Here is an 18,926-nt window from a genome sequence, read left to right as displayed (position 1 = left end):
CTTCTTTTTAAATAACTAAAAAATTTAATATTATGAATAAATCCTTCCGTTTCCTTTCGCTATTTTGCGTACTAATAGTTGCTTTCTTGTTTTATAACGCTATTAATAAAAATGAAACTGACCCTAAAACTAGTACATCTAAAACTTATAAAATAAAAGCTTTAATACTTCCTGTAAATTTAAATCTTGCCGGAGAAAGAGTTCCTGTAGAAATACCAGATGTTAAAGAAAGAATGGAAAGAGAATTATTAGTAAATACCTATTGGCAATCTAATGGGTTGTTACTTATAAAAAGAGCTAATAAATACTTTCCTATTTTAGAGCCTTTACTTAAAAAATATGGTTTACCAGACGATTTTAAATTTTTAGCCTTGGCAGAAAGTGCTTTTATAGATGAAACCTCTAATGTAGGTGCTGCAGGTATGTGGCATTTTATGAAGGCTACAGGAAAAGAATATGGTTTAGAAATAAATAGTAACGTAGATGAACGTTATGATATTGAAAAATCTACAAGAGTTGCTGCAGAATATTTAATAAAATCTAAAGAACGTTTTAACTCTTGGACCTTAGCTGCTGCTGCATACAACGCAGGAAACTATGGAGTTAGTAAACGACTAGAAACCCAAGAAGTAGATAATTATTATGATGCTAAACTACCTGATGAGACAGAAAGATATGTTTTAAGAATTATTGCGCTAAAAGAAGTAATTTCTAACCCTAGAAAATATGGATTTGTTTTTGAAAATGAAGACTTATATACCTTGGCAGCAACTAGAACTATAAAAGTTGACACCGCAATTTCTAATATTACTCATTTTGCTAAAAAATTCGGAATGAATTATAAAGAATTTAAAATATACAATCCTTGGCTAAGAGAGAACAAACTGAACAATAAGAGTAGAAAAGTATACGAAATTAAAATACCTGTAAATTAAGAATCCTATTATTCAATAATATTTTTAATTCTACCCACCAAACCAGATTCTAACTGAACTTTAATTCCATACGGATGGTTTTGAGATTTAGTTAGAATTTTTGCAATTACGCCTTCTGTTAACTCCCCACTTCTTTGATGTGGTTTTTGTACAATTTCTACAAATAAACCAATCTTAACATTTTTTCGTTGTCTACCGTCAATCATACATAAAGTTTTAAAGTACTAAAATAAAAAAAGCCTATCAAAATTTGATAGGCTTTTAGATAAAAATTTAACTAGTAATAAATATATATTATAATACTCTTACGTTTACTGCGTTTAATCCTTTTTTTCCATCTTGTAAGTCAAATTCAACTTCATCGTTTTCACGAATTTCGTCAATTAATCCAGACACATGTACAAAATGTTCTTTGTTTGATCCTTCTTCAGTGATAAATCCAAATCCTTTAGATTCATTGAAAAATTTTACGGTACCTTTATTCATAATAAAAAAATATAATGTTGTTAAATTAATTCCTAACAACGTTTATTGAATTGCAAATGTAATGCCAAAAAACAACAAACAGAACAAAATATTTAAAATATTTTTAAAAAACAGCACTACAAACTAATAATCAACGAATTAACTAAGTTAAATTCATCAATTATCTCTTTAAATACGTCTTTAACAGAAATTATTTCATGAATTAAACCAGCAATTTGACCAATTTCTAACTCCCCTTCCTCTAAATCTCCCTCAAACATTCCTTTTTTAGATCTTGCTCTTCCTAATAATTCTATAAGATTTTCTTTAGATGGGTTTTGTTTATACAATTCTTGTACATCATTATAAAATTTATTTTTCACCAAACGTACAGGAGCCAACTCTTTTAAAGTTAAATAAGTATCCCCATCTTTAACATCAATAATAGTATTTTTAAAATTTATGTGTGCAGAAGATTCTACTGTTGCTGCAAATCTACTTCCTATTTGCACTCCATCCGCTCCTAAAACCATAGCAGCCAACATTCCTCTACCGGTTCCTATTCCACCAGCTGCAATTACAGGTATTTTAACTTGTTCTTTTACCATAGGTATAAGTGTAAAAGTGGTCGTTTCTTCTCTCCCATTATGTCCACCTGCTTCAAAACCTTCACAAACAATAGCGTCTACACCTGCTGCCTCGGCTTTTAAAGCAAACTTTACAGAACTCACTACATGCACAACTGTAATTCCTTTTTCCTTTAAAAAATTAGTCCACGTTTTTGGATTTCCTGCAGAAGTAAAAACAATTTTCACACCTTCTTCCACTATAATATCCATAAGATTTTCAATCTCAGGATACAACATTGGCACATTTACTCCAAAAGGTTTAGAAGTCGCTTTTTTACATTTTATAATATGTTCTCTTAAAACATCTGGATACATAGAACCTGCACCAATTAAACCTAAGCCACCAGCATTAGAAACTGCAGAAGCTAATCTCCAACCAGACACCCAAACCATTCCTCCTTGAACAATTGGGTATTTTACTTTAAAAAGTTCCGTGATTTTATTTTTCATTATTTTTTAATCAACTTAATTGTTTTATGTTGATTTCCTTTTGAAATCTTTAAGATATAAACACCTTTATTTAAAAAAGAAATATCAACAGACTTAAAATTCGAATCTAATTTCTCTAGAACTTTTTTTCCTAGAACCGTGTATATCTGAATTGTATAATTATTTAAACTGTCTGTAGATACTAGAAACTCACTTTCGGCAGGGTTTGGAAATATTTTAAAGTTGATAATCTCATTGTTTAACACGGATAAACTAGCAATATAACTATTCAAAACCACCTCAAAATTCGGAATTCCATATCCATATTGGTCCGTAGGATTATTAAATTTATCCGCAGATTCATAAATAGCTTGTTTTAAATAAGTATTAAAATTATCTGTAGCTGTTTTTGATGATGATTTCAACAAATTACCTTCATGCTGATTTAGGCACGCAATTAAACCTGCCATAATAGGCGATGAAAAAGAGGTTCCGCTAGATGCTGTACTTATTTCTCCTGTATCATAATTTATAACGGCAGGATTTTGACCTTTCGCCAAAATTTCTGGTTTTATTCTTCCATCGGAAGTTGGTCCAAAAGAACTAAAACTAGCAATATTACCAGAAAAATCTACCGCTCCAACACTTATTACAGAAGCTGCGTCTGCAGGTGCTCCCATATATTTCCATGTTTTATCTCCATCATTACCTACCGCATTTACTAGAAGCATGCCACGAGAAGCACCTATTTCTGCTCCTCTAGAAATAAAGGTTGTTTTACCATCCATGTCTGCGTAAGAATAATTGTAATTAGGATTATCAAAAGTGGTATATCCTAGAGAAGTATTAATAACATCTACCCCAATACTATCTGCCCTTTCAGCTGCTTCTACCCATAAAGTTTCCTCCAAAGGAACTTCTACTGCTCCGTTTTCTGTTCTAAACAAATAAAACGAAGCATCTGGGGCAGCACCCACAAATTCGTTTTCTATATAACCACCAATGGTAGACAAAACATTTGTTCCGTGGCTATCGCCCGTATAAAAATCAGTACTTCTTTCAACAAAATCATAACCGCCTAATATTTGACCATTATCTCTAATTCTACTAAAAGCATCTAAGGTATTTACATTAGGAAAACCGGCATCTATAATAGCTATTATTTGCCCCTCACCTGTTAAACCTTGCTGATGTAAATAATCTCCATTTAACATTTTAATTTGATTATCGGTAGCACCATAATCAAAATCAATAAAGGTTTCATTCAGCTTATTATAATGATTAGGTGTTATTTTTTTTCCTTTTGATTTTCCGTTTAAATTTAAAGATTTATTAGCAAACTCAATATGATCTATAAAATTATATGTGGATCGTAAATTATTAATAGCACTTATTTCTCCTTGAATGTGAATCGCATTTAGCCATTTAGATTTCCCTAAAACAGCAATGTTTACATCATTTTTAAGTTGGCTGTAGTACGCTTCTTCAACAGGAACATCTTTAGAATCTAAAGAAATATTTAGTTTAGATCTTCTATCTAATGCTCTTTGAGAAAGCATTGTTAAGGGGGTTTCTAAAAAAGAAGTTTCACTTGGTTTATCTTTTAAAAAAAGCCAAGCATCTTCTTGTGCTGTAATTTGAATAAAAGTACTTAAAAATAAAAAAAGTAGTAATTTCTTCATATTCCGAAATTACTACTTTTTAACGATTTTAAAATAATTTATATCAATGCTTTTTTGTATTATTTAATATAATCGGGACTTTTAGCGGGAATTTAACTTTTCTATTTGCTATAATAGCAGGTTCCATATCTTCAACATTACTGAAATAATCAATTATTTTTTCTTCAAAAACAACATCTAACTTTGGAGTAATCTGAATATTTTTAATTTTTCCAGATTCATTTATAAAACATTTTACTAAAAAATTAGTGCTAAAACCTTCTTTCTTTAAATCGGATAATAGTTCTTGTCTTAATTTTGATTTAAAAGCTTCGTCTCCTCGTTTATAGGTTGGTTTTCTAAATAAAATCAACTTTTCATTTAAAACATTTCCTTTTTCATCCCATAAATTGTACTTTAATACTTTGCCTTTTTTAAAAACAATTCTAGCTCTATTATTTTCTTGATTATCTAAATAATTCCAAACACCTTCTTTTTTTCCATTAAGAAAATATCCATTTGTAATATTTTGTCCGTTATCATTAAAATACGTATAAACACCTTCCTTTTTTCCTTTGGAATTGTATTCTTGAATAGATTTTAAATTTCCTTTTTCATCAAACGTCTTAAAAACACCTATTCTTGTTTTAAGATTTTTCTCTTTAAAAGAACCTTGAAGTTTCATTTTTCCACTTCCAAAGTAAACTGTGCCTAACCAAGAAGAATCTTTTTCAACAATTGTTTGAATGTATGTTGCTTGTTCTTTCTTTATTTTCTTATAGTTTCTGTCTAAATAATTTACAACAGAATCTTTTTGAGAAAAAGTTGATACAGAAACCAGGAAACAAAACAATAATAAAAACTTCTTTTTCATATTTTTTTAAACTTTAAGAGATGACTCCAGAACCTAATAATTCGTCTTCTTTATACCAAGCTACAAATTGCCCTTCTTGTATGGCAGATTGTTGGTTTTCGAACGCAACATACAAACCTGTTTCTACTTTATATAAAGTAGCATTTTCTAAAGGTTGTCTGTATCTAATTCTAGCAGCTACTTGCATATTTTCACCAGGTTTTAGTGTTAAATCTTTACGAATCCAATGTATTTCTTTATTAGAAACAAATAACACATTTCTATATAATCCTGGATGATTTTTACCTTCTCCTGTATAAATTACATTTTCTACAACATCCGTTTCAATTACATATAAACCTTCTTTTGTGCCACCAACATTTAAGCCTTTACGTTGTCCTTTCGTAAAATAATGTGCTCCTTGATGTTTACCAACCACTTTACCATCTTCTTTATTGTAAGTGAATTTAGTAGCATAATATTTTAACTCCTCTTCTTTATTTTCAAAAGAAGGAGCTTGTTTTGTGTACTGCTCAAAATCCGCTGGAATGGTAACAATTACACCTTCTTTAGGTTGCAATTTTTGTTGTAAAAACTCTGGTAAACGAACTTTACCAATAAAGCATAAACCCTGAGAATCTTTCTTCTCTGCGGTAATTAAATCTGCTTCTTTGGCAATTTTTCTTACTTCTGGTTTTGTTAATTCACCAATCGGGAATAATGCTTTTGTTAATTGTTCTTGAGATAATTGACATAAAAAATAAGACTGATCTTTATTATTATCCTTACCTGCTAATAATTTATAAACTGGTTTCCCATCGATAATCTCTTCTCCTTTTCTACAATAATGACCGGTAGCCACATAATCTGCACCCAATTTTAAAGCAATGTCCATAAAAGCATCAAACTTTATTTCTCGGTTACAAAGTACATCCGGATTTGGCGTTCTACCTTTAGAATATTCATCGAACATATAATCTACAATACGTTCTTTGTATAGGTTACTTAAATCTACCACTTGAAAAGGGATTCCTAGCTTTTCTGCAACAATCATTGCATCATTAGAATCTTCTAACCAAGGACATTCATTAGAAATAGTGACAGAATCATCATGCCAATTTTTCATAAAAAGTCCTATAACATCAAAACCTTGTTCTTTTAATAAATGTGCAGTAACACTAGAATCTACACCACCAGAAAGACCAACAACTACTCGTTTCATTTTTAATTTTTGAGGTTGCAAAGATACAAATTAGAAATGGTTTTTATAGATTGAAAGAATTGATGTAGCTATTGTTTTGTTTTATATAGAATAACGAAAAAACGCCTAAAATCAATCTTCCTTTTTACGAGTAAAAGTATTTTTCTTTCTTAGTTCTTTTTCTGTTGCCACTTCCCCATCCATATAATATTCCCAATTGCCAACTCTTAATCCGTTTTTATAATTTCCAGTTTCTTTTAATTTTCCGTCGAGTTCAAAGTATTTCGCCAATCCGTTTAACACTCCTTCTTTATAAGTAATCTCCTGAATAAGAACCCGTTTATCAGAATATTTACTAGCAACACCATCTAACAAACCATTTTTATAAGTGGCAAACTCTGTAACCTGGCCATCTTGATAATAAATTATTTGAGCTCCATCTAATTTACCGTTTTTATAATTTTCTTCCGACATAATTTTGCCATCAGGATAAAAATATTTCCAATTTCCAACACGTTTTCTACCATTTATAACTCCCTCTGTTTCAATTTTACCATTTAATGTAAAAAATTGAACATATAAAGAATCAGAGTCTGTAAAAAACGTCTTTATAATAACAGGATGTTTAGAGCTAGTAATATCATAAAACTTAAAAACGCCAACTTCTTTTCCGTTTTTAAATTCGCCTACATACCGTATTCTCTTATTGGAATAATATTTTTTCCAGACACCTGTTCTTTTTTTATTCTGATCAAATTGATTAATTCTCTGAGCATTGCTTGTTTCATTAGTGAAAAAACAGGCAAAAAAGAGTAAAATAAAAAATAGTCTCTTTACATTTAACATTTAGTATTAATTTTGAAAACAAATATACATTAATAGTGCCAAAAACAAATCTTCATTTCTTAACGGAACACCTCCATAATATGGAAAACCCTAAAAAGGAAAACCGACAAAGAGTTGCGGATATTGTATTGGAAAATCAAAATTTATTTAAAGAATTGATTTCTATTACTTTTGATATTGAAAATAAAGTTTCTATAAAAGCAGCTTGGGTTTTAGAATGGATATGTACGCATCATCATTTAGAATGGATTTTACCACATTTAGATGCATTTACTTCAAAAATAGCATCTCTAAAATTTGATAGTGCTATTAGACCTTGTGCCAAAATTTGCGAACATTTAGCGACTGCTTATTATGCCAAAAATGAAAATGAAATCAAAAAAAAACTTACCCATCTGCAAATAGAGGCCATAATAGAAACAGGTTTCGATTGGCTCATTACACCACAAAAAATTGCGGTAAGAGCTTATACTATGAATACGTTGTACTTCTTTGGCTTAGAAAAAAAATGGATTCACCCAGAATTAAAATATTTAATTGAAACTAAAATTATTCACGAAAGTAAAGGCTGTAAAGCACGTGGAAAATTTATTTTAAGTTTGATCGCTAAACGAACTTAAAATAATTAGAAAACCAGATTCTTTTTATCTAAAATTCATTTAGTAAAAAAAATTAACAGCGCTTACATAATATCTAAAGTTTAAAATTATTCACCTTATTTAAAAATTTAAGAAACAACCTTTGCCATAATTAATAATTAAAAAAATCGTGAATTTCTGACCATTAAAAATGTGTTAATTCATAAAATTCGTATCCAAAAAACATCATAAATCTGCTAAATTCACTATTTTTGCAATTAACAACATAACTAAAAAATGAACTTAACTAAATTAAATGCCATCTCTCCTATTGATGGACGTTATAGAGATAAAATATCAAAATTAGCAGACTATTTTTCTGAAGAAGCTTTAATAAAATACAGAGTTCGTGTAGAAATTGAATATTTTATTGCTTTGTGCGAAATTCCTTTACCACAATTAGCAGACTTTAATACCGATTTATTTGATGATTTACGTGAAATTTATATCGATTTTACTACAGAAGATGCTCAGAAAATAAAAGATATAGAAAGCATTACCAATCATGATGTAAAAGCTGTTGAGTATTTTATCAAAGAAAAATTTGATGCATTAGGTTTACAAGCACATAAAGAATTTATCCATTTTGGTTTAACTTCTCAAGACATAAACAATACTGCCATTCCGCTTTCTATAAAAGAAGCAATGAATGATGTTTATGTTCCTCAATATATTGAGCTTTTAGAAAGATTACAAGAACTAGTTATTGAGTGGAAAGACATTTCTATGTTGGCAAGAACGCATGGTCAGCCAGCATCTCCTACAAGGTTAGGTAAAGAAATAGATGTTTATGTAGTTCGTTTAAAAGAGCAATTTAACTTATTAAATGACATACCAAGTGCAGCTAAATTTGGTGGTGCAACAGGTAATTATAACGCTCATAAAGTGGCTTATCCAACCATAGATTGGAAGGAATTTGGAAGTACTTTTGTACAAGAAAAATTAGGATTACATCACTCTTTTCCTACAACTCAAATAGAACATTACGATCATTTAGCTGCTTTGTTTGATACGCTAAAACGTATAAATACTATTGTTTTAGATTTAGATAGAGATTTCTGGACATACGTTTCTATGGAGTACTTTAAACAAAAAATTAAGGCCGGTGAAGTTGGTTCTTCTGCAATGCCACATAAAGTAAATCCTATAGATTTTGAAAATTCTGAAGGAAATTTAGGATTGGCAAATGCCATTTTCGAACACCTTTCTGCAAAATTACCAGTTTCTCGTTTGCAACGTGATTTAACAGACAGTACAGTTTTACGTAATGTTGGTGTGCCTTTTGGGCATACAATTATCGCTTTTACATCTACCTTAAAAGGATTGAACAAATTGTTACTAAACAAGCAAAAATTTGAGGATGATTTAGAAAATAATTGGGCAGTTGTTGCTGAAGCAATTCAAACTATTTTAAGAAGAGAAGCATATCCTAACCCTTATGAAGCCTTAAAAGGGTTGACAAGAACAAATGCTAAAATCAACCAAAAATCTATTGCAGATTTTATTGACACTTTAGAAGTTTCTTCAGAGATTAAAGAAGAATTAAAAGCAATTACACCTGCAAACTATACAGGAATATAAATTTTTAAGAAGTAAATATTATGAGAGTAAAGAATGTAAAAGTTTCTGTTTTTAATATAAATAAAAGAAGATTTATGTTCTTTTCTCTCTTATCTCTTTTCTTTTTTCTGGCTTCTTGTCAATCAGAAATTAAAGACAATGGAGATCGTTTTAAAAAAGGAGTTTTTGAAATTCCTGCAGGAAAAGGATATAGTAAAACCACCGTAATAAGAAAAGATAGCCTTCAAATTGAAGAATACGAAAAGATTATAAGTATTTCTAATGACAGTATTACAACTGAAAAAAGAATGAAACATATTGATACCTTATATATCAAATGGAAAAATAATTTCTTTTATTCTTTAAAAATGAAATCTCCAAAAAAAGAACTTGACAAAGATCCTATTTATGTTCAAATAACAAAAGTTACTGACAGCTCTTATAATTTTACTGCAAAAATTGGTTTTAGTAAATTTAAACAAAACGGTACTGTTTATAAAGTAAAGTAAAATGGAAATTTTCTTACATTTAGATACTTGGGTTGCCTTATTAACCTTAACTTTTTTAGAAATAGTTTTAGGAATAGACAATATTATTTTTATTTCAATTTCTGCTAATAAACTACCTAAACACCAAGTAAAAAAAGGAACACTTCTAGGATTGTCTTTAGCAATGATTACTAGAATTTTATTACTTATTAGTATCTCTTATCTAATTGCTTTTAAAGAACCTTTTTTAGAAATTAATATTGGTTGGTTTAAAACAGCTTTAACAGGCCAAAGTATCATCTTATTTTTAGGTGGCCTTTTTTTACTTTACAAGAGTACCAAAGAAATTAGAGAAAAAGTAGAACACACAAATGAAGATGAAATTTTAAAAACGCCAAAAGTAATATCTCTTACAAATGTTATAATTCAAATTATACTAATAGACATCGTTTTTTCTTTTGACAGTATTTTAACTGCCGTTGGTATGACTAACGGAATTGATGGCGCATTATTAATTATGATTATTGCCGTAATTGTTTCTATTATAATTATGATGATTTTTTCGAGCCCTATTAGTAATTTTGTAAACAGAAACCCGACGATACAAATGTTGGCATTGTCCTTTTTAATTTTAATAGGTTTTATGTTGATTACAGAAAGTGCTCATTTATCTAATACAGTAATTTTTAACCAATCTGTTGGTGCGGTTCCAAAAGGTTATTTGTACTTTGCGATCGCATTTTCTTTAGGGGTAGAAATGCTAAATTTAAAAATTAGAAAAAAATAAAACTTTTGTATAAAAAATTATTTAGCTTTTTTTTTCTCTTATTATTGATGTTACCAACATCTATAGAAATAATTCACGATTTACAAAATCATGAACACTCTGTATGTACTTCTGTTAGTGAACATCACATACATAATCAACATTTAAATTGTGCTAAATTCCATAAGCATTTAACCATATTTTCAATGGATTTTACATCTAATTTCGATGTAATTCCTGCGCATTATTACACTTCAATTTTCATAGATAAACCTCAAAGAATTAAAGAAGTTTGTCAGTCTATAAAAACATCTAGAGGCCCACCCTATTTTACTGTTTAAATTACAATTGTCATTTTGATACGCGAGAAAAAAATTCTCAAACGAAAATGATCTAGTGAAGTTTTGTCATTTCTACTACTACTAAAATTAAAATATTTTTTAATTGAAAGTATCTAGCGAAGCTATGAAGAAATTACTTAAAGTTACATGATTTTGGTTTTCTAAATTATGAAATTTATCCTATCGTCGAAATGACTACCGGAAGGTTTTTCTTAACTTTTAAACTCAATAGATCATTTAAAACAGAATCACCACCAAATATAAAAATGGTAGGATGAATGACGAAGTAACCTCACTATAAAACAAACAGATTGCTTCATACTATTTAAAATGACGCATAGATTTTAATAATCAGTAAAAAAACATCAATGAAAACATTAATAACATTGCTACTTTTAGTGGCGGGATTTTCTGTGAATGCACAAAATAGCATTTCAGGAAAAATTACGGATATAGATAATAACTCTTTAGCCGACGTACAAATTAACACTCCAGAATTGCATAAAGGAACTACTTCTAAAGAAGACGGAACCTATGTACTTAAAAATATCCCTAATGGGAAAATTAAAATTAATTTTAGTTATTTAGGTTTTAAAACAGTCTCTAAAATCATTGATTTTAATACCAGAAACGTATCATTAGATATTCAATTAAAAGAAACTGCTTTTAAAATGGATGAAGTAATCATTTCTGCACCTTTTAATAAATTACAGTCAGAAAATGTAATGAAAATAGAAAGGTTATCCGCAAAATCAATTCAAAAAACAGGAGCGACAACACTCGCCGAAGGAATTACAAATATTGCTGGAGTATCACAAATTTCTACAGGTGCTTCTATAGGGAAACCCGTAATTAGAGGTTTAAGCGGAAATAGAGTTTTAGTATATACACAAGGCATTCGATTAGAAAACCAGCAATTTGGTGGCGAACATGGTTTAGGGATTAATGACGCAGGAATAAGTAGTGTTGAAGTTATAAAAGGCCCTGCCTCTCTACTTTATGGTTCTGATGCTTTGGGTGGTGTTTTATATTTAAATCCAGAAAAATTTGCATCAGAAAACGATAAAGAAATAAATTTTAGTCATCGTTTTTTTGGTAATACTTTAGGTACTAATACTTCTATTGGCGCAAAATTATCTTCGGAAAGTTGGAAATTTTTAGCAAGAGCAACGTATGCAAATCATTCAGATTATAAAATCCCAACAGATGAGAGAATAACCAATACTCGTTTTAATGAAAAGGATTTTAAAACAGGAATTGGGTATTCTAAAAATAATTTTACCTCAGAAATTCGTTATAATTTTAACAGATCTCAATTAGGATTACCAGAAGACGGAATTGGCGAACAGTCTACAAGTAAAACTCTTTTAGATCCTTATCAAATTGTAGATAATCATATTTTAAGTTCTCACAGTCATTTCTTTTTAGGTGATTCTAAATTAGATTTAGATTTAGGATATACTTTTAATGACAGACAAGAGTTTGAGGAAGGTGATGAAGCTGCTTTAAGAATGAAATTAAAAACATTTAGTTATAATGGAAAATATCATTTTCCTAAAATTGGATGTGTAGAAATTCTTTCTGGAGTGCAAGGTTTACATCAAACAAACACCAATTTTGGTGAAGAAATCTTAATTCCTGATGCTACTATAAATGATTTTGGAATTTTTACCACTGCAAATTATTCTTGGAATAAAAATAGTTTACAAGCCGGAATTAGATATGATAATAGAAATATAAACACTGAAAGACATGAACTTTCTGAAGATGGAGATGTTCGTATTTTTGAAGCTATTGATAAATCTTTCAATAGTTTTACTACTTCTTTAGGCTATAAAGCTTCATTAACTGATAAAATTACAACTAGAATAAACATAGCTTCTGGTTTTAGAGCACCTAATTTAGCAGAATTAACTTCTAATGGCGTGCATGAAGGTACCAACCGATTCGAGAAAGGAAATAATGACCTTACCAATGAACAGAATTTTCAATTTGATCTTTCTTTAGAATATAAAACAGAACATATTGAACTATTTGCAAACGGTTTTTACAATAAAATAAACGACTATATTTACATCTCTCCTACTGGTACTATTGAAGATGGAAATCCTGTTTATAATTATCTGCAAGAAGACGCTAAATTATATGGTGGTGAATTTGGTTTTCACTTACACCCACATCCTTTAGACTGGTTGCATTTAGAAAGTACTTTTGAAACCGTAATTGGCGAACAAGATAATGGAAATTATTTACCTTTAATCCCTGCTAATTCTTGGAAAAACACCTTAAGAACTGAGTTTAACATTCAGAATTGGTTACAACAAGGGTATGCTTCTTTAACTTTAAAAAGTACTTTTTCACAAAATAAAGTTAGTGAGTTTGAAACCTATTCTCCTAGTTACAATTTATTAAACTTTGGTTTTGGCGGAGATATTAAGATAAATAATATCAAATTCTCTACTAGTGTATCTGCAAATAATATTTTGAATAAAAAATATATTGATCATTTATCAAGATTAAAAGCAGATGGAATTTTAAACCAAGGACGAAATATTGTTTTAGGGATTAATTTCGTATTGTAGATAACAACTTAAACCTCAAAGGTTTTAAAAATCTTTGAGGTTCTTTTTATATTATTAATGCACATACTCGGTTTTCTTAATCCTACTTAAAGAAATAAAAGCAGCCAAAAAGAATACAGCTAGTGCCAATACACTAGATTGTATCGATATCATAGAATTTAAAATTCCAAAAGTAACCATACCAATCACCAAAGCTATTTTTTCTGTAACATCAAAAAAGCTAAAATACGATGCAGTATCTTCCGTTTTTGGTAACATTTTAGAATAGGTAGACCTTGCTAAAGACTGTATAGCGCCCATTACCAAACCTATTAAAGCTCCTAAAACATAAAAATACATATCTATATTCGGCGTCTCTTTTGTGAGGTTAAAACCAATAAAACAAACAACTCCCCAAATTGCAATGGTAATTTTTAATGTTTTGATATTTCCTATTTTATTTGACAATCTAGAAAACAAGAAAGCTCCTAAAATTCCTACAAACTGAACTAGTAAAATAGTACCAATTAAGTTTAAGGTTTCTAAACCTAAAATAGTTCCAAAAATACCCGCCATTAAAATTATTGTTTGTACACCAATACTCCATAAAAAGAAAGAAATTAAAAATATTTTTAATTCTCTGTATGCAAATAATTCTTTGGCTACTTTTTTTATTTCTTTTAGTCCTTTCGAAAAATAATTGTCTTTAGGGATTTCTTTTTTTTCTTCGTTTGGCAATTTAGCATAGGTTATTTGTGCAAAACCAAGCCACCACAATCCTACTAAGACAAAAGATAACTGAGAGCCCAGTTGTTTATCATAAAAACCAAAAACTTTAGTTTCTATTAAAACCAAACACAAAAGCAATAATATTATAGAACCTAAATACCCTAACATAAACCCTTTTGCACTGGCATTGTCTTGTTGTTCTGGTAAAGCTACCTCTGGCAGATAGGCGTTGTAAAACACAATACTTCCCCAGAACCCAATACTTGCTAAAATGGTAAAAAGAATTCCCACCCAAAGCGTTTCTTTTCCTGTAAAAAAGAATAAACTCATTACAGACAGCGCGCCTAGTAAACAGAAACCTTTTAAAAATTTCTTTTTATTACCGGCATAATCTGCAATACCAGAAAGCATTGGCGAAATAAAAGCGACCACTAAAAATGAAAAAGCCATAGCATAATTATACAAGGTTGTCGGTGTCCATAAAGTACCTAAAAAGGCAATTTTACCATCTGCATTTGCAAAACCTTCTGAGGTAGTTAAACCTGCATAATAAATAGGAAAAACAGCAGTACTTATAACCAAAGAATATACTGAATTTGCCCAATCATAAAAAGCCCAAGCATTGATTAATTTTTTATCTCCTATTTTTAACATAGTATATTTTATTTATAAAAAAAGCCGTTCAAATACTAATTTGAACGGCCACAATATAGGAAATCTATTCCTTTTCTAATTTATTTAATTCTTTACTTTGGCATTGTATTGTGCCGCATATTTTTTAGCTGTCGGCAAATAATTTCTTAAATCTTGAATTCTAGACTCATTAGAAGGGTGTGTGCTTAAAATTTCTGGTTGCGAACTTCCACCAGAATTAGCACTCATTCTTACCCAAACCTCAGCAGCTTCTCTACCATCATAACCAGCCATAATCATAAAAACCAAACCTAATCTGTCTGCTTCTTGTTCATGCACTCTACTAAACTTTAACATTCCTAAACCAGAACCTACTCCAAATGCTGTATTCCATAATTGTTGCGATTCTGAACTTTTACCAGAAGTACCTAATGCCACAGCAACACCACCTAATTGTTGTAATTGCCCTTGAGACATTCTTTCTTGACCGTGTTTAGCAAAAGCATGTGCAACTTCGTGCCCCATTACAGCAGCTACTCCATTATCATTTGCACAAATTGGCATAATACCAGTATAAAAAACTACTTTACCTCCTGGCATACACCAAGCATTTACTGTATTATCTTCTACTAAATTAAACTCCCATCTATAAGAATCTGCTTCTTTACTCATACCATTTGCTCTCATAAAACGATCTACCGCAGCAGAAATATTTTTACCAACTTCTTTTATTTGGTTAGACATTACCCTATTTGTAGACAACTTATTTTCTTCTAAAAAACTACTATATTGAGCAAAACTAGAAGGTAATACCTGAGCATCACTTACAAAATTAACACGGCTTCTACCTGTAATTGGCACGGTACTGCATTCTACAAAAAGGAAAACCGTTAAAACTAAAATAATTGTTTTTTTCATCTATTTATTTTTTTTATCATCAATACTTAATAAGACACATATTACTTTAAATTGTCACTATAAAGTATCTTTTAGAATTTTATAAAATTACATATTCTAACTTTATCAAAAAAATAATACTTTAAAGAAAGTTAAATTTGTAATTTTTGCAAATAATATTCGTCGAAAATAGAAACAAGATACTTTTATGAAAAATATATTCTCCTTACTTACGCTACTTTTTTTAATTAGTTGTTCTAGCAATGCTCAGACTTCATCCAAAGAACAAAAAACCTATACCATTGAAAAAACAAATGCCGAATGGAAAAAAATATTAACTCCTAAACAATATTATGTATTACGAGAAGCAGGCACAGAAAGAGCTTTTTCTAGTTCTTTTAACACAAACAAAGCTACTGGTACTTATGTTTGTGCTGCTTGTAAAACACCTCTATATAAATCTGAGTACAAATATGATTCTGGTTCTGGTTGGCCTTCTTTTGACAGAGCTATTAAAAATAATGTTGAATTAGATGTCGATTATAAAATTGGGTACGCTAGAACAGAGTTAAAATGCAATACTTGTGGTGGTCACTTAGGACATTCTTTTGATGATGGCCCTAAAAACACCACCGGAAAGCGTCATTGTATTAATGGGATTGCTTTAAAATTTAATGCCAATAAATAATTAAAATTCAAAAAAAAAACATACTTTCGCATTGATTGTTTTAGTTTTTTTAACTGAAAATAATTATACTTTTTTAGATTTTTAGGGAATGTTATAAAAAAGGGGATTTTACTTGATTAAAAAAATATTATACATACAACTCGTTTTATTTGTTTCTGAGGTTTATTCTCAGCAAACGAAACCAACGATTTTAAAATCTACAATAACTTCTGTAGGCAGTACTTCTGTGTACTTAAGTTCTAATAATAAAAAAAGCTACGAAATTCAACAAAGTATTGGACAATCTAGCATTATTGGAACAAAAAACGCAAAAAGCACAAGTGTGCAACAAGGTTTTTTAAATAATTTTAAAGTTTATAACATTAATAATTCTGATATAGATATTATTGATGAATCATTAAACTTGGTCATTTCTCCAAATCCATTTATAGATTATATTAAAATTAATTTTTCTAGAGAAACCAAGCATACTATTCATATACTTATATATGATACCAACGGTAAAGTACTCTTTACAAAAAAATACAACCCCACGGACAATCTGCTGGTTCCCATGAAATATTATAGTCTCGGAACCTATCTCATCCGAATACAAAGCGGTACTAATAAGTTTACTAAAAAACTTCTGAAAACTGAATAAAATGTTGAAAATCCCCCTAAAACATATTATTTTATCCCTTACCTTTCTTTTATTAAGTTATGTAACTAGTGCGCAACGAGTCTATATAGAATCTGGTTTTGAAAACGCCTATTTTAAAGATTATGTTAATAATTTAGGAGAAAACACGCTAGATTTAAGTTACCCAAAATCTCAACAAGTTTTTATAGAAACCGGTGTTAAATTTGATTTAAACCTAAAAAGAGATCGACTTTGGGACCAAAATTTAAATCTATTTAGATTTAGAACAAAAATAGATGTAGGTTTTAGCTACAACAATTATAAAATTAACACAGGGTTTTACGGCGGAAAGGTAAGTATTCCTTTAACGTATAACTTAACGTATGTTGGTGTAAAAACGGGTGTTAACTTTTCTATTTTAAATCATCGCGAGTTTAAGTTATATATCCATGGACACTTATCTTACGACTTGCTTGTTTCTGGGTCTAGTGAATACAAAAATGTAGTGAATAACATTTATAAAGATCGTTCGTTAGACAGAACTTTATTAAGATACCATAGAGGATTAAATGCAGAATACTTTATTTCAGACATTACATCAATTTACATAAAGTATAACGTAGCAGATAGTTTTAAAGAAAAAAATAAAGATACTAATATAGAAGAAGAGTATTCATTACATACGAATGCTTTCTCGGTTGGATTACTTTTTAATATTGAACAATTAAGGTTTTAACTAATGACTTTTAAAAATAAATTTTTATTATTTTTATTTTTACTGTCCAGTACAATTGTACTAGGACAAACTCCTGGGTTTAATTATCAAGCATTAATTTTAAATACCGAAGAAATTCAAATTCCTGGTACAAATGTTTCAGAAAATAGTGTTCCTTTAGGTTTAGAAGATATTTCTTTACGTTTTACAATTACAAATGAAGCCGGTATAGAATACATAGAAGAACATATAATTACTACTGATGAAAACGGAATGGTTTCTGTAATTGTTGGTGAAGGAGACCCTATTAGTTTTACTTTTGAAGATATTTATTGGGACGGTAAAATAAAACACTTAAATGTAGAGCTAAATGTGTTTAGTAACAATCAAGGTTATGTGTTTTTAGACACTCAAAAAATATTATACATACCACACCCACAATACGGTACAGCAAATGTATTTATTGTAAACAGTCTTAATGAGTTAGAACCTCCTTACAAAAAGGGAGACCTTATTTGGTTAACCTCATTTGGCGATAACAACAACCCAACTTTAATGATTTGGAATGGTACAAATTGGGTACCTGTTAATGATGATTTTGACCCAACCAACGAGTTAGGTTTGGTAGTAGTGGCTAACAACGCTGCAAGAAATGCTCGTTTTCCAACCCCAGTTGCTGGAGACCAAGTTTGGAATGAGAACTGCGGTTGTATAGAAGTTTTTAATGAAGGCTATTGGGTTACCATACCTGCCGATGCAACTAACGGACTCTATAAAGATGGTAATACTATAAAATTAGGAGGTAATTTAATAGAACCTACAGCAATTACCACAAACCCTACAAATACACTAGCTATAAAAGGCCTGCAAGAAAGCACTAATAATGAAGACCAAATAGTAGTAGCAGATAAAAACACAGGTGTTTTAAAACAAAAACCAATTTCTTCTATTACACAAAAAAAACAACTCGTAGTTTATGCCGTAGACGGACAGTTAGAATTTACAACCCCATTTACCATCACTAGTGTAGACAAAATAGACGTGTATAGAAACGGAGTTCGCATAGATTTTACAAGGGTTGATGACAACACTATAAAATTAGAACCCGAAGCACAATGCTACCAAGCCGATAAAATTAGAATAGTACAATTATATTAACCTAAAACCCCCCCCTAAATTAACTATGAATAAATCAAAATAGTAAAAAATTAAAATAGTAAAATCAATTAAAATTAGTAAAAATTAAACCAATTAGTAAATTAAATTAAAATT

The 18,926-nt window shown here is 29.7% G+C and carries 20 protein-coding genes; 11 read left to right on the top strand and 9 right to left on the bottom strand.

What is annotated here, in order from left to right:
* Positions 1–32: 32 nt before the first annotated feature.
* On the top strand, positions 33–935 hold the full coding sequence (locus tag MPF19_RS08825) for a lytic transglycosylase domain-containing protein (RefSeq protein ID WP_249987838.1): 903 nt from the start codon (positions 33–35) through the stop codon (positions 933–935).
* Between the two features lie 8 nt (positions 936–943).
* Here MPF19_RS08825 and MPF19_RS08820 read toward each other — a convergent pair whose 3' ends face one another.
* The 7 genes from MPF19_RS08820 to MPF19_RS08790 form a co-directional block, all read right to left on the bottom strand.
* Positions 944–1,141, bottom strand: a complete 198-nt coding sequence (locus MPF19_RS08820; RefSeq protein WP_284041439.1) for a YwbE family protein — start codon at positions 1,139–1,141, stop codon at positions 944–946.
* 88 nt (positions 1,142–1,229) lie between these two features.
* A complete protein-coding gene (locus MPF19_RS08815; RefSeq protein ID WP_018943662.1) occupies positions 1,230–1,421 on the bottom strand; it encodes a cold-shock protein in 192 nt (63 codons plus the stop codon).
* A gap of 116 nt (positions 1,422–1,537) precedes the next feature.
* A complete protein-coding gene (locus tag MPF19_RS08810; RefSeq protein WP_249987836.1) occupies positions 1,538–2,479 on the bottom strand; it encodes an NAD(P)H-dependent flavin oxidoreductase in 942 nt (313 codons plus the stop codon).
* A complete protein-coding gene (locus MPF19_RS08805; RefSeq protein ID WP_249987835.1) occupies positions 2,479–4,140 on the bottom strand; it encodes a S8 family serine peptidase in 1,662 nt (553 codons plus the stop codon). The genes MPF19_RS08810 and MPF19_RS08805 overlap by 1 nt, the downstream gene beginning before the upstream one ends.
* Before the next feature lie 43 nt (positions 4,141–4,183).
* A complete protein-coding gene (locus MPF19_RS08800; protein ID WP_249987833.1) occupies positions 4,184–4,993 on the bottom strand; it encodes a toxin-antitoxin system YwqK family antitoxin in 810 nt (269 codons plus the stop codon).
* 13 nt (positions 4,994–5,006) lie between these two features.
* Positions 5,007–6,194, bottom strand: coding sequence for a tRNA 2-thiouridine(34) synthase MnmA (gene mnmA, locus MPF19_RS08795; protein ID WP_249987832.1), 1,188 nt, complete (start codon positions 6,192–6,194; stop codon positions 5,007–5,009).
* A gap of 111 nt (positions 6,195–6,305) precedes the next feature.
* Positions 6,306–7,019, bottom strand: coding sequence for a toxin-antitoxin system YwqK family antitoxin (locus MPF19_RS08790; protein WP_249987830.1), 714 nt, complete (start codon positions 7,017–7,019; stop codon positions 6,306–6,308).
* A gap of 80 nt (positions 7,020–7,099) precedes the next feature.
* Here MPF19_RS08790 and MPF19_RS08785 point away from each other — a divergent pair, with 80 nt between their 5' ends.
* From MPF19_RS08785 to MPF19_RS08760, 6 genes are all read left to right on the top strand, one after another.
* Complete coding sequence (locus tag MPF19_RS08785; RefSeq protein ID WP_249987829.1) at positions 7,100–7,639, top strand: HEAT-like fold family protein; 540 nt, start codon at positions 7,100–7,102, stop codon at positions 7,637–7,639.
* Between the two features lie 255 nt (positions 7,640–7,894).
* Complete coding sequence (gene purB / locus MPF19_RS08780; protein ID WP_249987828.1) at positions 7,895–9,238, top strand: adenylosuccinate lyase; 1,344 nt, start codon at positions 7,895–7,897, stop codon at positions 9,236–9,238.
* Positions 9,239–9,258: 20 nt separating this feature from the next.
* On the top strand, positions 9,259–9,726 hold the full coding sequence (locus MPF19_RS08775; protein ID WP_249987826.1) for a hypothetical protein: 468 nt from the start codon (positions 9,259–9,261) through the stop codon (positions 9,724–9,726).
* 1 nt (position 9,727) lies between these two features.
* Positions 9,728–10,492 carry a TerC family protein gene (locus tag MPF19_RS08770; protein ID WP_203392120.1) on the top strand — a complete coding sequence of 255 codons (765 nt, stop codon included), beginning with the start codon at positions 9,728–9,730 and terminating at the stop codon, positions 10,490–10,492.
* A gap of 5 nt (positions 10,493–10,497) precedes the next feature.
* Positions 10,498–10,812: a hypothetical protein gene (locus tag MPF19_RS08765; RefSeq protein ID WP_249987825.1), complete on the top strand. Its 315-nt coding sequence runs from the start codon at positions 10,498–10,500 to the stop codon at positions 10,810–10,812.
* A 368-nt stretch (positions 10,813–11,180) separates the two neighbouring features.
* The gene (locus tag MPF19_RS08760; RefSeq protein WP_249987822.1) at positions 11,181–13,394 is read left to right on the top strand and encodes a TonB-dependent receptor; all 2,214 of its coding nucleotides are present in this window, start codon (positions 11,181–11,183) and stop codon (positions 13,392–13,394) included.
* A 54-nt stretch (positions 13,395–13,448) separates the two neighbouring features.
* On the opposite strand, the gene MPF19_RS08755 is transcribed toward MPF19_RS08760, so the two are convergent.
* Both MPF19_RS08755 and MPF19_RS08750 read right to left on the bottom strand, forming a co-directional pair.
* On the bottom strand, positions 13,449–14,756 hold the full coding sequence (locus tag MPF19_RS08755) for an MFS transporter (RefSeq protein WP_249987819.1): 1,308 nt from the start codon (positions 14,754–14,756) through the stop codon (positions 13,449–13,451).
* A gap of 84 nt (positions 14,757–14,840) precedes the next feature.
* Entirely contained in the window at positions 14,841–15,653 is an 813-nt protein-coding gene (locus MPF19_RS08750) for a M48 family metallopeptidase (protein WP_203392116.1), read from the bottom strand.
* Positions 15,654–15,840: 187 nt separating this feature from the next.
* Between MPF19_RS08750 and msrB the strand changes: the two genes are divergently transcribed.
* From msrB to MPF19_RS08730, 4 genes are all read left to right on the top strand, one after another.
* A complete protein-coding gene (gene msrB, locus MPF19_RS08745; protein WP_249987817.1) occupies positions 15,841–16,320 on the top strand; it encodes a peptide-methionine (R)-S-oxide reductase MsrB in 480 nt (159 codons plus the stop codon).
* 112 nt (positions 16,321–16,432) lie between these two features.
* Complete coding sequence (locus MPF19_RS08740; RefSeq protein ID WP_249987815.1) at positions 16,433–16,960, top strand: T9SS type A sorting domain-containing protein; 528 nt, start codon at positions 16,433–16,435, stop codon at positions 16,958–16,960.
* A gap of 1 nt (position 16,961) precedes the next feature.
* Positions 16,962–17,675: a hypothetical protein gene (locus MPF19_RS08735; protein WP_249987813.1), complete on the top strand. Its 714-nt coding sequence runs from the start codon at positions 16,962–16,964 to the stop codon at positions 17,673–17,675.
* A gap of 3 nt (positions 17,676–17,678) precedes the next feature.
* Positions 17,679–18,812: a hypothetical protein gene (locus MPF19_RS08730; RefSeq protein WP_249987812.1), complete on the top strand. Its 1,134-nt coding sequence runs from the start codon at positions 17,679–17,681 to the stop codon at positions 18,810–18,812.
* Positions 18,813–18,926 lie beyond the last annotated feature (114 nt).

Source organism: Polaribacter sp. Z014 (assembly GCF_023555435.1).
Taxonomy (GTDB): Bacteria; Bacteroidota; Bacteroidia; order Flavobacteriales; family Flavobacteriaceae; genus Polaribacter.
This window is presented reverse-complemented; position numbering and strand designations above follow the sequence as displayed.

What these genes read in the sequence shown, in the direction of transcription:
- MPF19_RS08825 (WP_249987838.1), top strand. Translation starts at nt 33, where the DNA reads ATGAATAAATCCTTCCGTTTCCTTTCGCTATTTTGCGTACTAATAGTT.
- MPF19_RS08820 (WP_284041439.1), bottom strand. Translation starts at nt 1,141, where the DNA reads ATGATTGACGGTAGACAACGAAAAAATGTTAAGATTGGTTTATTTGTA.
- MPF19_RS08815 (WP_018943662.1), bottom strand. Translation starts at nt 1,421, where the DNA reads ATGAATAAAGGTACCGTAAAATTTTTCAATGAATCTAAAGGATTTGGA.
- MPF19_RS08810 (WP_249987836.1), bottom strand. Translation starts at nt 2,479, where the DNA reads ATGAAAAATAAAATCACGGAACTTTTTAAAGTAAAATACCCAATTGTT.
- MPF19_RS08805 (WP_249987835.1), bottom strand. Translation starts at nt 4,140, where the DNA reads ATGAAGAAATTACTACTTTTTTTATTTTTAAGTACTTTTATTCAAATT.
- MPF19_RS08800 (WP_249987833.1), bottom strand. Translation starts at nt 4,993, where the DNA reads ATGAAAAAGAAGTTTTTATTATTGTTTTGTTTCCTGGTTTCTGTATCA.
- mnmA (WP_249987832.1), bottom strand. Translation starts at nt 6,194, where the DNA reads ATGAAACGAGTAGTTGTTGGTCTTTCTGGTGGTGTAGATTCTAGTGTT.
- MPF19_RS08790 (WP_249987830.1), bottom strand. Translation starts at nt 7,019, where the DNA reads ATGTTAAATGTAAAGAGACTATTTTTTATTTTACTCTTTTTTGCCTGT.
- MPF19_RS08785 (WP_249987829.1), top strand. Translation starts at nt 7,100, where the DNA reads ATGGAAAACCCTAAAAAGGAAAACCGACAAAGAGTTGCGGATATTGTA.
- purB (WP_249987828.1), top strand. Translation starts at nt 7,895, where the DNA reads ATGAACTTAACTAAATTAAATGCCATCTCTCCTATTGATGGACGTTAT.
- MPF19_RS08775 (WP_249987826.1), top strand. Translation starts at nt 9,259, where the DNA reads ATGAGAGTAAAGAATGTAAAAGTTTCTGTTTTTAATATAAATAAAAGA.
- MPF19_RS08770 (WP_203392120.1), top strand. Translation starts at nt 9,728, where the DNA reads ATGGAAATTTTCTTACATTTAGATACTTGGGTTGCCTTATTAACCTTA.
- MPF19_RS08760 (WP_249987822.1), top strand. Translation starts at nt 11,181, where the DNA reads ATGAAAACATTAATAACATTGCTACTTTTAGTGGCGGGATTTTCTGTG.
- MPF19_RS08755 (WP_249987819.1), bottom strand. Translation starts at nt 14,756, where the DNA reads ATGTTAAAAATAGGAGATAAAAAATTAATCAATGCTTGGGCTTTTTAT.
- MPF19_RS08750 (WP_203392116.1), bottom strand. Translation starts at nt 15,653, where the DNA reads ATGAAAAAAACAATTATTTTAGTTTTAACGGTTTTCCTTTTTGTAGAA.
- msrB (WP_249987817.1), top strand. Translation starts at nt 15,841, where the DNA reads ATGAAAAATATATTCTCCTTACTTACGCTACTTTTTTTAATTAGTTGT.
- MPF19_RS08735 (WP_249987813.1), top strand. Translation starts at nt 16,962, where the DNA reads ATGTTGAAAATCCCCCTAAAACATATTATTTTATCCCTTACCTTTCTT.
- MPF19_RS08730 (WP_249987812.1), top strand. Translation starts at nt 17,679, where the DNA reads ATGACTTTTAAAAATAAATTTTTATTATTTTTATTTTTACTGTCCAGT.